The sequence below is a fragment of the Kitasatospora sp. NPDC059146 genome (assembly GCF_042786665.1).
In the GTDB taxonomy this organism is placed as follows: domain Bacteria; phylum Actinomycetota; class Actinomycetes; order Streptomycetales; family Streptomycetaceae; genus Kitasatospora.
The window spans coordinates 1-13,445 of record NZ_JBHZCY010000068.1 but is presented as its reverse complement, the minus strand read 5'-3'; the positions used below and the strand labels follow the sequence as shown (position 1 = coordinate 13,445).

The 13,445-nt window shown below is 73.7% G+C and carries 13 protein-coding genes and 1 riboswitch; of the genes, 6 read left to right on the top strand and 7 right to left on the bottom strand.

Translation table 11 applies throughout. From position 1 onward, the window contains the following. Positions 1 to 10 precede the first annotated feature (10 nt). From ACFXPX_RS26235 to ACFXPX_RS26225, 3 genes are all read left to right on the top strand, one after another. Positions 11 to 760, top strand: a complete 750-nt coding sequence (locus ACFXPX_RS26235) for an IclR family transcriptional regulator (RefSeq protein WP_380643557.1) — start codon at positions 11 to 13, stop codon at positions 758 to 760. A 46-nt stretch (positions 761 to 806) separates the two neighbouring features. Then, the gene (locus ACFXPX_RS26230; protein WP_375893625.1) at positions 807 to 1,217 is read left to right on the top strand and encodes a RidA family protein; all 411 of its coding nucleotides are present in this window, start codon (positions 807 to 809) and stop codon (positions 1,215 to 1,217) included. A gap of 190 nt (positions 1,218 to 1,407) precedes the next feature. Continuing rightward, positions 1,408 to 2,133, top strand: a complete 726-nt coding sequence (locus ACFXPX_RS26225; RefSeq protein ID WP_380643554.1) for a DUF2470 domain-containing protein — start codon at positions 1,408 to 1,410, stop codon at positions 2,131 to 2,133. A gap of 259 nt (positions 2,134 to 2,392) precedes the next feature. Here the strand turns inward: ACFXPX_RS26225 and ACFXPX_RS26220 are convergent, their stop codons facing one another. Next, positions 2,393 to 3,358, bottom strand: coding sequence for a peptidoglycan DD-metalloendopeptidase family protein (locus tag ACFXPX_RS26220; RefSeq protein ID WP_380526637.1), 966 nt, complete (start codon positions 3,356 to 3,358; stop codon positions 2,393 to 2,395). A 2-nt stretch (positions 3,359 to 3,360) separates the two neighbouring features. Continuing rightward, a riboswitch (cyclic di-AMP (ydaO/yuaA leader) is annotated at positions 3,361 to 3,543 on the bottom strand. A 312-nt stretch (positions 3,544 to 3,855) separates the two neighbouring features. Here ACFXPX_RS26220 and ACFXPX_RS26215 point away from each other — a divergent pair. Continuing rightward, positions 3,856 to 5,397, top strand: a complete 1,542-nt coding sequence (locus ACFXPX_RS26215) for an MFS transporter (protein WP_380643551.1) — start codon at positions 3,856 to 3,858, stop codon at positions 5,395 to 5,397. A gap of 7 nt (positions 5,398 to 5,404) precedes the next feature. Here ACFXPX_RS26215 and purB read toward each other — a convergent pair whose 3' ends face one another. The 4 genes from purB to ACFXPX_RS26195 form a co-directional block, all read right to left on the bottom strand. Next, on the bottom strand, positions 5,405 to 6,835 hold the full coding sequence (purB, locus tag ACFXPX_RS26210; protein WP_380592455.1) for an adenylosuccinate lyase: 1,431 nt from the start codon (positions 6,833 to 6,835) through the stop codon (positions 5,405 to 5,407). 103 nt (positions 6,836 to 6,938) lie between these two features. Beyond that, positions 6,939 to 7,397: a MarR family winged helix-turn-helix transcriptional regulator gene (locus ACFXPX_RS26205; protein WP_375893617.1), complete on the bottom strand. Its 459-nt coding sequence runs from the start codon at positions 7,395 to 7,397 to the stop codon at positions 6,939 to 6,941. A gap of 152 nt (positions 7,398 to 7,549) precedes the next feature. Continuing rightward, a complete protein-coding gene (locus tag ACFXPX_RS26200) occupies positions 7,550 to 7,966 on the bottom strand; it encodes a DUF3037 domain-containing protein (RefSeq protein ID WP_375893616.1) in 417 nt (138 codons plus the stop codon). Continuing rightward, on the bottom strand, positions 7,963 to 8,718 hold the full coding sequence (locus ACFXPX_RS26195) for a HipA family kinase (protein ID WP_380592457.1): 756 nt from the start codon (positions 8,716 to 8,718) through the stop codon (positions 7,963 to 7,965). Before ACFXPX_RS26195 ends, ACFXPX_RS26200 begins: the two co-directional genes overlap by 4 nt. 183 nt (positions 8,719 to 8,901) lie before the next feature. On the opposite strand from ACFXPX_RS26195, the gene ACFXPX_RS26190 reads away from it, so the two are divergent. Next, positions 8,902 to 10,260: an NAD(P)/FAD-dependent oxidoreductase gene (locus ACFXPX_RS26190; protein ID WP_380528719.1), complete on the top strand. Its 1,359-nt coding sequence runs from the start codon at positions 8,902 to 8,904 to the stop codon at positions 10,258 to 10,260. 101 nt (positions 10,261 to 10,361) lie between these two features. Here the strand turns inward: ACFXPX_RS26190 and ACFXPX_RS26185 are convergent, their stop codons facing one another. Further along, positions 10,362 to 11,564, bottom strand: a complete 1,203-nt coding sequence (locus ACFXPX_RS26185) for a GDSL-type esterase/lipase family protein (protein ID WP_375893612.1) — start codon at positions 11,562 to 11,564, stop codon at positions 10,362 to 10,364. 158 nt (positions 11,565 to 11,722) lie between these two features. Then, entirely contained in the window at positions 11,723 to 13,054 is a 1,332-nt protein-coding gene (locus ACFXPX_RS26180) for an aminotransferase class I/II-fold pyridoxal phosphate-dependent enzyme (RefSeq protein ID WP_380643548.1), read from the bottom strand. A 34-nt stretch (positions 13,055 to 13,088) separates the two neighbouring features. Here ACFXPX_RS26180 and ACFXPX_RS26175 point away from each other — a divergent pair. Then, positions 13,089 to 13,445, top strand: a 357-nt coding sequence (locus tag ACFXPX_RS26175) for a pyridoxamine 5'-phosphate oxidase family protein (protein ID WP_380643545.1), incomplete at its 3' end; no start/stop codon positions are given.

The following is a 13,445-nucleotide window of genomic DNA, read 5'->3' as shown; positions in this document are numbered from 1 at the left end:
CACGAGCCCGATGAGTCAGACCGTCACCCGCGCCCTGCGCATCCTCGCCGAACTCGGCGAGGGCGAGCGCTCCCTCGACCAGTTGGCCGAGGTCCTCGGCGTGCACAAGACCACCGTGCTCCGGCTGCTCCAGAGCCTGGAGGAGGAACGGTTCGTCTACCGCGACGCGGCCTACCGCTACCACCTCGGCGCCGGCCTGTTCGCCCTGTCCGGCCTCGCCCTGGAGCAGCGCGGCATCCGCCGGATCGCCGCCCCGCACCTCGCCGAGCTGAACTCCGCCACCGGCCAGACCGTGCACCTGGCGGCCTACGAGGGCGGCGAGGTGGTCTACATCGACAAGTTCGACTCCCGCCACCCGGTCAGGATGTACTCCCGGATCGGCCTGCGCGCCGCCCTGCACAGCGCCGCCGTCTCCAAGGTCCTGCTGGCCGACCTCCCGCTGCCCGAGCGCCGCCGGGTGGTGGCCGGGATCGACTTCACCCCGCTCACCGAACGGACCCTCACCACGCCCGAGGCGCTGCTCGCCGAGCTGGAGAAGGTCGCGGCCCAGGGCTGGGCGCAGGACCACGCCGAGCACGAGGCCTTCATCAACTGCGTCGCCGCCCCGATCCGGGACGCGAGCGGCCGGGTGGTCGCCGCCGCCTCCATCTCCGTCCCGGACGTCCTCCTCCCGTACGAGCAGGTGCTGGACCTCCTCCCGCAGCTGCTCGCGACCGCCCGGGCGGTCTCGGCCGACTGCGGCCGTCCCGACCACAACTGACGAACCGTCATCGCACCGTCCCCGACCGCAAGGAGCCCCGACCCCGATGTCCTCCGACAAGACCGAGATCCGCACCGACGGCGCACCGGCCCCGGCCTGGATGTTCTCCCAGGGCGTCCGCAAGGGCCCGATCCTCCAGGTCTCCGGCCAGGGCCCGCAGGATCCGGCGACCGGCGAGTACCTCCACCACGGCGACGTGAAGGCGCAGACCCGCCGCACCCTGGAGAACGTCAAGGCCATCGTCGAGGCCGGCGGCGCCACCATCGAGGACGTGGTGATGTTCCGCGTCTACCTCACCAAGCGCGCCGACTTCCCGCTGATGAACGAGGTCTACGCCGAGTTCATCGAGGAGAACGTCAAGCCCGGCGGGGTGAAGCCGTGCCGCACCACGATCTTCGTCGAACTGCCGCAGGAGCCGATGCTGGTGGAGATCGACGCCCAGGCCGTCATCGGCTGACCACCTGACCGCCTGACCGCCTGACGGCCCGACCCGCCGCCGCGACACCCCGAGGGCCCGGACGCCACCAACGCGTCCGGGCCCTCGGCGCATCCCCTCCCCGCCACGCCGCCGCGCCACCGCCCGCCCACTTGCCACACCTCCAGGGGGACATTAGGTTAGCCTCACCTAACCAACAGGAGGTCCGTTCATGAGCATCACCGCCGGTGACGCCGAGGTGCCCGAGCCCACCACCGCCGAGCGGGTCCGCAGCCTGCTCAGCGCGACCTCCTCGCTCACCGTCCGCGCCCTCGGCGAGCACCACGACCTGGACACCCCGGTCTCCGTCCACGGCTCCCGGCTGCGCCTGCGCGCCCCGCTGGACGCCCCGCTCGTCGCGGCCCTCGCCGGCGCCACCGCCACCGACGGCCTGGCCGTCGTGCTCGACGTCACCGACGTCTCCCCCGTGGCCGTCCGCGACCGCATCCGCGGCCGACTCACCCTGGCCGGCCGGCTGCACCTGGCCCACCTCGCCGACGACGGCCTCAGCGTCCACCTGCGGGTCGACGTCGCCCACGCCGTCCTCGCCACCCCGTACGGCACCGGCGCGCTCACCGCCGCCGACCTCTCCCTCGCCGCCCCCGACCCGCTGGCCCGTCACGAGGCCGCCCTGCTCACCCACCTGGCCGACGACCACGCCGACGCCCTCGACCTGCTCACCCGGCTGCTCGACCCGGCGCTGCTCACCCACGGCCCGGCCGTCCGCCCGCTCGCCCTGGACCGCCACGGCCTGGTGCTGCGCCTGGACCACTCGCACGGCCACCGCGACGTCCGCCTGGTCTTCCCCGAACCCGCCCGCGACACCGAGGACTTCGGCCACCGGATGCACGACCTGATGGCCGCCGCCGAACACGGCCTCCCGGCCCGCCGCACCTGACGCCGCCGCAGTCGGCGCAGTCAGCGCGAATACGAGACGTACCCGTGGACCACGACGACCGAGCGGAAAACGGCAGCGGCCGGCCCGGCCGTACGAGAGGTTGTCCCGTACGGCCGGGCCGGCCTTGGGCGTGTCCCGCGCCCAGGTCCACCGGTGCGGCGATCACCCGGTCGAGCGGTCACCCGACATGACCATCCCGGGCGTCGATTCGCCCCGCACCAGCGGTGGTTCACACGTTCCTGCGGAAGGACCCGGAGGGTCAGAGCGCGACGCCGTGCGCCCGCAGGTAGGCGACCGGGTCGATGTCCGAGCCGTACTCGGAACCGGTACGGATCTCGAAGTGCAGGTGCGGGCCGGTCACGTTGCCGGTCGCACCGGAGAGACCGAGCTGCTGGCCGGCGGTGACGGTCTGACCGACGCTCACGCCGATCGAGGACAGGTGCGCGTACTGGGCGTACTTGCCGTCGGCGAGCTTGATCTCGACCTCGTTGCCGTAGGCGCCGTCGCTGCCGGCCTTCACCACGACACCGTTGGCGACGGCGCGCAGCGGGGTGCCGGTGGAGGCGACGAAGTCCTGGCCGGTGTGGTGGCCGGAGGCCCACATCGAGCCGGCCACGCCGTAGGCCTCGCCCAGCACGGGGTTGGCGAGCGGGGCGACGTAGCCGGAGGTGGCGGCGACCGGGGCCGCGGTCACGGCCTGGGCCGGGGCGGCGGTCTGAACCTGGGTCTGCACCTGGGCGCCGGGCTTGGCGGCCTCGGTCCGGACCTGCACCTGGGAGTCCGCGGCAGCGGAGGTGTCCTGGGTGACCGGCGCGGCGGACTTCGCCGGAGCGGCCGGCTTGGCCGGGGCGGCAGGCTTCGCCGGAGCGGCGGCGTGACCGGCGAGGGCCAGCTGCTGACCGGGGAAGATCAGGTTCGGGTCGGCGCCGACCACCGAGCGGTTCTGCTCGTACAGCGCGTGCCAGCCGCCCTCGACGTTCTTGGCGTCGGCGATCTTCGACAGGGTGTCACCGCTGACGACGCGGTAGCTCTGCTGGGCGGCCGGGGCGGCAGCCGGAGCGGCGGCCCCGGAAGCGGCCGGGGCGGTGGTGGCCGCCGGGGCGGTGTGCGCCTGGGCGCTCATCGCGGTCACGAGCGGCAGGACGAACGAGGCCCCGGTGACGGCGGTGGCGATGCCGATGCGGGCGGCACGGGGCAGGGCGATACGACGAGCCTGTGCAGGCATGGAATTTTCCTCTCCGACGCCTGCGAGGTGAGCTGTCGGGTTCGGGCTGGAGTTGCCCGGCCGCATGTGCGGCTTCACCCCAAGCCGGCCCTGGTGGTCCGCGCCCGAAAAGGCGCGAACTCCGGTCCGGCGACTTACCTGTGGGTCCCCCGCTCCTGCCGTACAGAGTTCGGTGCGAGCCACCGGGCAGCGGCAGGACTCGGCGTTCCACCCGGTGGATCCGTCCGGACTGGCCGGGCGGTCGCTGAACTAAAACTCATCCGTTCGGGTGAAGCAATGTCGATCTCTTGAATCGGCAACAACCCCCGCGGCCCCGTCACCCTCCGAATGATCCCTTGCACGCTCCGTGCACGATCCATTCACCCGGCGCCACTGATCCACCACCCTGCGCCGCCGGGACCACCCCCGTGCGACCGTCCGTTCACGCACCGCCACCGACCGACACACCACCCGGTGACCCTTGTCACGTACGCCCCGGCGGGCGCAGGATTCGGCCCGTGGCCACCTCTCAAGCCGGCACTCTGCGCCTGGGCACCGCGCAGGGCCGCTGGGTACTCCTCGCGACGGTGCTCGGCTCCAGCATGGCGATGCTCGACGGCACCGTCGTCAACGTCGCCCTGCCCCGGATCGGCGCCGACCTCGGCGCCTCCCTCGCCTCCCTGCAATGGACCCTGAACGCCTATCTGCTCACCCTGGCCGGCCTGATCCTGCTCGGCGGCGCCCTCGGCGACCGCTACGGACGGCGCCGGGTCTTCCTGATCGGCGTGGTCTGGTTCGCCGTCGCCTCCGCGGCCTGCGCCGCGGCCCCGACCATCCACGTGCTGATCGCCGCCCGCGCCGTCCAGGGCATCGGCGGCGCGCTGCTCACCCCGGGCTCGCTGGCCATGCTCCAGGCGGTCTTCCACCCGGACGACCGCTCGGCGGCGGTCGGCCTCTGGTCCGGCCTGGGCGGGGTGTCGGCGGCCGTCGGCCCCTTCCTCGGCGGCTGGCTGGTGGACGGCCCGGGCTGGCGCTGGATCTTCCTGCTGAACCTGCCGCTGGCCGCCGCCGTGATCGCGGCGACCTCCCGTTACGTCCCGGAGAGCCGGGACGAGTCCGCCGCCGGCCGCTTCGACGTGCCCGGCGCCCTGCTCGCCGCCCTCGCGCTCGGCGCCGTCACCTACGCGCTCACCGCCGCCGGGGAGGGACTGTCCCCCGCCGTCTGGGTCACCGGTGCGATCGGCCTGCTGCTGGCCGCCGCCTTCGTGGCCGTCGAGCGGCGCACGCCCGACCCGATGCTGCCGCTCGGCCTGTTCTCCTCCCGGCTGTTCACCGCCGTGAACCTGGTCACCCTCTGCGTCTACGCGGCGTTCAGCGGGGTCTTCTTCCTGCTGGTGGTGCAGCTGCAGATCGTCTCGGGCTTCTCCCCGCTGGTCTCCGGCTTCGCCCTGGTGCCGATCACGGTGCTGATGCTGACCCTGTCCGCGCGCGCCGGACGGCTCGGCAAGCGGATCGGCCCGCGCGTCCCGCTCACCGTCGGCCCGCTGCTGTGCGCCGTCGGGGTGCTGCTGATGCTGCGCACCGGCCCCGGCTCCTCCTACTGGGCGGACGTGCTGCCCGCGGTCGCGGTGATGGGCTCCGGGATGACGCTGCTGGTCGCCCCGCTGACCGCCACCGTGCTGGCCGCCGTCGAGGTGCGGCACGCGGGCATCGCCAGCGGCGTCAACAACGCCGCCGCCCGCGCGGCGGGCCTGCTCGCGGTCGCCGCCCTGCCGGCCCTGGCCGGACTGAGCGGCGACGCCTACCGGGTGCCCTCCGCGGTGGACTCCGCCTTCCACACCGCGATGCTGATCTGCGCGGGGCTGCTGGCCGCCGGCGGGCTGATCGCCTTCGCCACCGTCCGGGGCAATGTGCTGGCGCCGGAGGAGGAGCACCCGGTGGCCGAGCCGAACTGCGACTGGCCCTGCGCCACCACCACCCCGCCGCTCGACCCGGGCCGCCCCCGGACGCGCGAGGGCCCCGCCACCGGAACGGCGGCAGGGCCCTCGTCAGAGAACTGACTCCTCGTCAGAGGATGTCGCCGGGGGCGTACTTGGCCGCCTCCGGGTAGGCCGCCGCGACGGCCTCCACCTGTCGGACGACCTCGGCGACCTGCGCCCCGGCCGCACCGGTGAAGGACAGCCGGTCGGCGAGCAGCGCGTCCAGCCCGGCCCGGTCCAGCGGGATCCGCTCGTCGGCGGCGAGGCGGTCCAGCAGCTCGTTCTCCCGGGCGCCGGCGCGCATCGCCAGCGCCGAGGCGACGGCGTGCTCCTTGATGACCTCGTGGCCGGTCTCCCGGCCGACGCCCGCACGCACCGCGCCCATCAGCACCTTGGTGGTGGCCAGGAACGGCAGGTAGCGGTCCAGCTCGGCCTCGATCACGGCCGGGAAGGCGCCGAACTCGTCCAGGACGGTGAGGAAGGTCTCCAGCAGGCCGTCGAAGGCGAAGAAGGCGTCCGGCAGCGCGACCCGGCGCACCACGGAGCAGGAGACGTCGCCCTCGTTCCACTGGTCGCCGGCCAGCTCGCCGGTCATCGACGCGTAACCGCGCAGGATGACCGCCAGGCCGTTGACGCGCTCGCAGGAGCGGGTGTTCATCTTGTGCGGCATCGCGGAGGAGCCGACCTGGCCCTCCTTGAAGCCCTCCGTGACCAGCTCGTGGCCGGCCATCAGGCGGATGGTCTTGGCCAGGCTGGACGGCGCGGCGGCCAGCTGGACGAGGGCGGTGAGCACCTCGAAGTCCAGCGAGCGCGGGTAGACCTGGCCGACGCTGGTCAGCACGTGGTCGAAGCCGAGGTGGCCGGCGACCCGGCGCTCCAGCTCGGCCAGCTTCTCGGTGTCGCCGCCGAGCAGGTCCAGCATGTCCTGGGCGGTGCCGACCGGGCCCTTGATCCCGCGCAGCGGGTAGCGGGCGATCAGCTCCTCCAGACGGCGGAAGGCGACCAGCAGCTCGTCGGTGATCGACGCGAAGCGCTTGCCCAGGGTGGTGGCCTGCGCGGCCACGTTGTGCGAACGGCCGGCCATGACCAGCTCGGAGTGCTGGGCGGACAGCTTGGCCAGGCGCACCAGGACGGCGACCGTACGGTCCCGGACGTGCTCCAGGGACTGGCGGATCTGCAGCTGCTCGACGTTCTCGGTCAGGTCCCGGGACGTCATGCCCTTGTGGATCTGCTCGTGGCCGGCGAGCTCGCTGAACTCCTCGATCCGGGCCTTCACGTCGTGGCGGGTGACCCGCTCACGGGCGGCGATCGAGCCGAGGTCGACCTGGTCGACCACCCGCTCGTAGTCGGCGACGGCATCCGCGGGCACCTCGACACCGAGGTCCTGCTGGGCCTTCAGGACGGCGAGCCACAGGTGGCGCTCGAGGACCACCTTGTGCTCGGGGGACCACAGCTGGGCCAGGGTCGCCGAGGCGTACCGGGAGGCCAGGACATTGGGGATCTGGGGCTTCGCGCTCACGCTTCGCAAGCCTAACAGCCGAGGTCACGCCGAACGTCGGCGGATGGCGCGAGGCCGCACCGACCCGGCCGGCGGGCCCGACCGGCGGGCCCGGTGGCCGCCGCTACTGCGGCGCGGCGCCCGTCCGGCCGGCCAGCACCGGGAGGACCTGCCCGCAGATCGAGTGCAGGGCGATCCGCTGCTCGTCGGTCATCGCCGAGAAGGCCTGGTGGGTTCGGGCCATCTCGCCGCGGATCCGGTTGAGGATCTCCCGGCCCTCGGCCGTGATCACCACGATCTTCACCCGGCGGTCACCGGCGGCCGCCTCCCGGTTGGCCAGGCCCAGCGTCTCCAGCCGGTCCACGATCCCGGTCACGTTCGACGCGTCGCAGCCCAGTCGCCCGGCCAGCGCGCGCATCGGCACCGGCTCCTGCACCGAGCCCAGCGCCTTGGCCTGGGAGGAGGACAGCCCGTGCCGGGCCGCGGCGGCCGCGAAGTCCTGGAAGTACGCGGCACCGACGGCGGCCAACGCCTCCATCAGCTCGGCGTTGGTCGGTACGGTCGTCGTCGAGATCGAACCCATGGGGTCAGCGTACGGCTGAGTGCTTCACTAACTCAAGCTTTGACCACGGCAAACGTCGGCGAGCCGCCTCACAGTAACCCCGTTCGGGGCACGAGGGACAGGAGGGACGGAGACGCGGGAGGCGCAGCAGGGCCGGGCCCGGAGCGGCGGGGTCAGAGCACCAGCTGGTCGAACAGCCGCCGCAGCTCGACCTCCGGGTCCGCGGTCAGCCCGGTGTGCACCGGCCCCGGCTGGACGACCGCGCTGCGCGGCGCCGTCAGCCAGCGGAACCGCTGCCCGGGGCTGTCCGAGGCCGCCGGACCGGCCTGCGGCCCGCCCAGGCAGACCGCCTCGATCCCCTGCAACGCCCGGCGCACCCCCTGCACGTCCGCGACCGGGTCCAGCGCCAGCAGCCGGGCCTGGTCCAGGTGGGTCCGCGCGGCCAGGTGGGCGCTCTGCCGGCAGTACAGCAGCACCCCGACGTTCACGCACTCACCCCGCTCGACCCGCGGCACCGCCCGGATCACGGCGTACTCGTAGTCGTGCAGCTCCACGACGGCCGGCAGCGCGGCCGACAGCGGCCCGGTCATGCGGACACCTCCGGCAGCCAGTCCCGCGGACCGGCCAGTCGCCCGGTCAGCTGGGCGCGGTACGCGGCGCGTACGTCCTCGGGCGAGTCGAAGCCGAACTCGTCCACCAGCCACACCTCGGGGATCTGCGCCACCGCCGCCTCGACGGCCTCCTCCGCGATCGGCGCGAGCGCCTTGTCCGCCGCCGCCAGGTCCGGCCGGGCGCGCAGCAGCGCGTGGTCGGAGGCGTCGTACGGGCGGCGCACCCAGGCCGCGGCGCCGGGCCAGTTGTGGTGGAAGATCAGGCTCGCGCCGTGGTCGATCAGGCGCAGCCCGCCGGTCGCCACCAGCAGGTTGGGGTTGCGCCAGGACCGGTCGACGTTGCCGATCAGCGCGTCGAACCAGAGCACCTGCCCGGCCAGTTCGGGGTCCACCTCGAAGCAGAGCGGGTCGAAGTTCAGCGCCCCGCTGACGAAGGCCATCCCGAGGTTGGTCCCGCCGCTGGCCCGCATCTGGTCCTGGACCTGGTGGTCCGGCTCGCTGCGCGCGAGCACCGGATCCAGGTCGACGGTCACCAGCTCCGGCACCGGCAGCCCCAGCCGCCGCCCCAGCTCGCCGGCCAGCACCTCCGCGACCAGCGCCTTCCGGCCCTGCGCGGCGCCGATCCATTTCAGCGCGTACAGCCGCCGGTCGTCGGCCTCGACCAGGCCCGGCATCGAGCCGCCTTCTCGCAGTGGCGTCACGTACCGGATCGCCGTCACCTCGGGGAGCACGCCCGACAGCCTATCGGTGCCCCGCCCCGCCCCGGCCCCCGACAGGAGCCCCTCTTCAGGAACCCCTCTTCCCCCTCCTCCCCCCTGCGCCCCATCCCGGTGGCAGCCCCCGCTGCTCCGTGCGAGTGTGGCGGACAGTAATGGGGGCCTTCCGGTACGACCTGTACGGCAAAGGGATGAGCGATGGAACGACCTCGGATCCTGATCGTCGGCGGCGGCTTCGCAGGCCTGGAGTGCGCCCGCCGCCTCGAACGCAAGCTCTCGCCGTCGGAGGCCGAGATCACGCTGGTCACGCCGTTCAGCTACCAGCTCTACCTCCCCCTCCTGCCCCACGTCGCGGCCGGCGTCCTCACCCCCCAGTCCGTGGCGGTCTCCCTGCGCCGGAGCCTGCGCCGCACCCACATCGTCCCCGGCGGCGCCATCGGCGTGGACCCGGCCTCCCGGGTGTGCGTGGTCCGCAAGATCACCGACGAGGTGGTCGCGCAGAAGTACGACGTCCTGGTGCTCGCCCCCGGCAGCGTCACCCGCACCTTCGACATCCCCGGCCTGACCGACTACGCCCGCGGCATGAAGACGCTCGCCGAGGCGGCCTACGTCCGCGACCACGTGATCGCCCAACTCGACCTCGCCTCGGCCACCCTGGACCAGCACGAGCGCGAGTCCCGGCTGCAGTTCGTGGTCGTCGGCGGCGGCTACGCGGGCACCGAGACGGCCGCCTGCCTCCAGCGCCTCACCACCGCCGCCGCCCGCCGCTACCCGCGCCTGGACGCCCAGCAGATCAAGTGGCACCTGATCGACATCGCCCCCAAGCTGATGCCCGAACTGGGCGACGCCCTCGGCACGGCGGCCCTGGAGGTGCTGCGCGGCCGCGGCATCGAGGTGTCGCTCGGCGTGTCGGTGGCCGAGGTCGGCGCCGAGACGGTCAAGTTCACCGACGGCCGGGTGATCCCCTGCCGCACCCTGATCTGGACGGCCGGGGTGGCCGCGAGCCCGCTGATCGCCACCCTGGACGCGGAGACGGTCCGCGGCCGGCTCGCGGTGACGGCGGAGATGCGGGTGCCGCAGTTCGAGGGCGTGTTCGCGCTCGGCGACGCGGCCGCCGTCCCCGACCTGGCCAAGGGCGACGGCGCGGTCTGCCCGCCGACCGCCCAGCACTCGGCCCGCCAGGGCCGCGCGGTGGCCGACAACGTGATCGCCTCGCTGCGCAGCCAGCCGCTGGAGCCGTACTACCACAAGGACCTCGGCCTGGTGGTCGACCTCGGCGGCAAGGACGCGGTCTCCAAGCCGGTGGGCGTCGAACTACGCGGTGTTCCGGCCCAGTTGGTGGCCCGCGGCTACCACCTGATGGCGATGCGCACCAACGCGGCGAAGTTCCGGGTGGGGGCGAACTGGCTGCTCAACGCGACCGCCGGGGACGACTTCGTCCGCACCGGCTTCCTGGCCCGCCAGCCCGCCCGGCTGCAGGACTTCGAGTACACCGACGCCTATCTGACGAAGGATCAGGTCCGCGCCCACGCCCAGTCCCTGCTCGCCAAGGGCTGAACCCGAAAGCCGAGCCGAGCGCCGAGCCGAAGGCCGAGCCGAGCGCCGCACCGCCGCCCCCCACCCGCACACTCCGGGCGAGGGGCGGCGGCACGTCCGCCTCACTCCGCCGTCAGGTACATCCCGCTCGCGTCCCGCCCGGCCGTGTTGTTGCACGCGTAGTTGCCGGTCGGCCGGGTCCACAGCTGCCCCAGACACGCGCCCAGCGCCTGCTGCCCGTAGTAGTTCGGGTGCATCGACTCCTGGACCGCGCCCTGGCTGGTGTTGAGACCGCCGTCCAGGAAGCGCGCCCACTCGCTGGTGGTCGCGGACGGGCCGGAGCCCGCGCTCGGCTGCTGCGCGGAGGTGGAGCACACCTCACGGCCCTGGAGCATGTTGGAGAGGTCCAGGAACTGCGCCCCCTTGGCGGCCGCGACCCCCGCCAGCGCCTTGGAGATCTGCGGCACCATCGAGTCGCGCGCCCAGTCGGCGTCGCCGTCCCAGAACGGGCAGCCGCCGGTGTCCGACCGGCTCCAGCCGCTCTCCGGGTAGCGCATCTCGGCGCTGCGCGGGATCGGCGAGGGGTACGACTGGAGCACCAGCCGGTAGTCGGAGCGCGCGTAGCCCGCGTTGGTCATGACGGCCCGGATCTCGTCGATCGCCTTGCTCACCCCGGCCATCGCGGTGGGCATCTTGGAGTCGATCTGGGACTGCGCCGAGCTGTGGCAGTAGGAGTACCAGACCAGGTAGTCCTGCACGCAGTTGGAGATGATCCCGGAGAAGCCGAGGTCGTTGCCGCCGATCGACAGCGTGATCAGCTTGACGTTGTTCTGGGCCGCCACGGTGGCGAGTTGGTCGGCCTGCGGGGCCTCGCCCTTGAGGGACTGCCCGCCGTTGGAGGCGCGGAAGACGTTGCCGGTGACGGCGCCCGAGCAGGCCAGGTTGACCTGCTTCTGGGCGACGCCCTGGGCGCCGAGCACCTCGGCGACGTCGGAGCGGTCGCACCCGCCGGCCGCCGTCGCGCCGTAGACCAGCGAGGGGTCGTACGAACTGCCGTTCCAGGCCCGGTCGGTGCCGGTCCGGTTACCGCTGGAGTCGGCCGAGTTGCCCTTCCAGCGGCCGGCCTCGCCGGAGATGTAGCTGTCGCCGAGCGTGACGCTCGCGGTCGGTCCGCCCGGCGCGGCGGCCGGCGCGGCCGGGGCCGCCGAGGCGGGCGCGGCGAGGGCCAGCCCCGCCAGGGTCAGCGGCAGGGCGGCGGCTGCGGTGAGCAGCCGACGGCCGAGTCCAGGGGTGCTGCTGGTGCTGCTCGAACTGTTTTCGGGCACGGCGGAACTCCTGCGGCTCGGTCTCCCCGCGCGATGGGGACGGGAAGACGCGTACGTGAGGGAAGGCCGCCGGCGCCGGTGGCGCACGAAAGATGGCATGGCCGCGCCGGTTACCGCTAGGTACGTGCAGCAGGTTTCCCGCTTTGTTACCGACGGGTTCAGACCAGCCGGGTGTCGGCACCGCCCGTTCCCAGAACCGCCGCCAGATCGTTGGCCAGGTCCCTTGCGCCCGCCCGGTCGAGTCCCGCGACGGTGAACCGCAGCCCGGGCGGCGACTGGATCCGGTACCGCGCCCCGGGCGCCGCGACCCAGCCGCGCTGCACCAGGGCCGCCAGCGCCGAGGTCTCGTCCGGCACCGGCACCCAGACGTTCAGCCCGCTCGTCCCGTGCGCCTCGATGCCGCGCGCCGCCAGCTCCGCCAGCAGCGCGTCCCGCCGCTCCCGGTAGGCGGCGGCCACGCTCGCGGCGGGCGCCGCGTCGGCGCGCCACAGCTCGGCGACGGTGCGCTGCAGCAGGTGGCTGACCCAGCCCGCGCCGAGCCGCAGCCGCCCGGCGACCCGCCCGACCGTCTCCTCGTCGCCGACCATCACCGACACCCGCAGGTCCGGCCCGTACGCCTTGGCCGCCGAGCGCACCACCGCCCAGTGCCGCGGCCCCGCGCCGACCAGCGGCCGGTACGGCTGGTCGACCATGCCGTGCCCGTGGTCGTCCTCGATCAGCAGCACCCCGGGGTGCTCGGCCAGCACGGCCCGCAGCGCCGCGGCCCGCGCCTCGCCGAGCGCCGCACCGGTCGGGTTCTGCGCCCGGCTGGTCACCACCACCGCGCGGGCCCCGTCGGCGAGTGCCGCGGCCAGCGCCTCCGGCAGCGGCCCCTCGTCGTCCAGCCGTACGGGCAGGGGGCGCAGCCCCATCGCGGGCAGCAGGTCGAGCAGGCTGCCCCAGCCCGGGTCCTCGACCGCCACCGCGTCGCCGGGGCGCAGCCAGGCGCCGAGCGTGCGCTCGATGGTGTCCAGCGCGCCGGAGGCGACGGCGATCGGGCCGCCGGGCAGTCCGTCGGCCTCGAAGGAGCTGCGGGCGAGTTCGAGCAGCCCGGGGTCGATCCGCGACTGCCCGTACAGCACGGGTCCGGTCCGGGCGACCGCGGCCGCGAGGGCGGGGGCGAGGTCGGGCAGCAGCGCCGGGTCGGGGTTGCCGGTGGAGAGGTCGCGGGCGCGTTCGGGCACCGGGACGCGGATCTGGTCGCGGGGGGTGAGCGCGGGTCGGGGCAGGATCCGGCTGCCCTTGCGGCCGGCCGTCTCGATCACGCCCCGGTCGCGCAGCAGCCGGTAGGCGGCGGCCACCGTGTTGGGGTTGACGCCGAGTTCGACGGCGAGGTCGCGCAGCGGGGGGAGCGGGGTTCCGGGCGCGAGCTGTCCGCTGCTCACGCCCTGTTCGATGTGGGCCGCGATTTCGCTGGCGCGTCGCCCTTTCAGCGGATAGTCTCCTAGCACAAACCAGATTATGCACTAGTACATAGGGGTTGTCATGTCGACCACGCCGACGAACACCGAGGGCACCGACTACGCCCGGACCCCACGCACCACCCCCACCCGCTACAAGGACCGCGCCACCTGGGAGCGCGAGGCGATCCACGCCATCCTCGACGAGGCCTACCTCTGCCACCTCGGTTTCGTCGTCGACGGCGCCCCGGTCGTCCTGCCCACGGTCTTCGCCCGGGTCGGCAGCCGGCTCTACGTCCACGGCTCCACCGGCAGCCGCCCGCTGCGCGGCGCCGCCGACGACCAGGGCCTCCAGGTGTGCCTCACGGTCACCCACGTCGACGCCCTGGTGCTGACCAAGTCCGCGTTCAACCACTCGGTGAACTTCCGCTCGGTGGTCGCC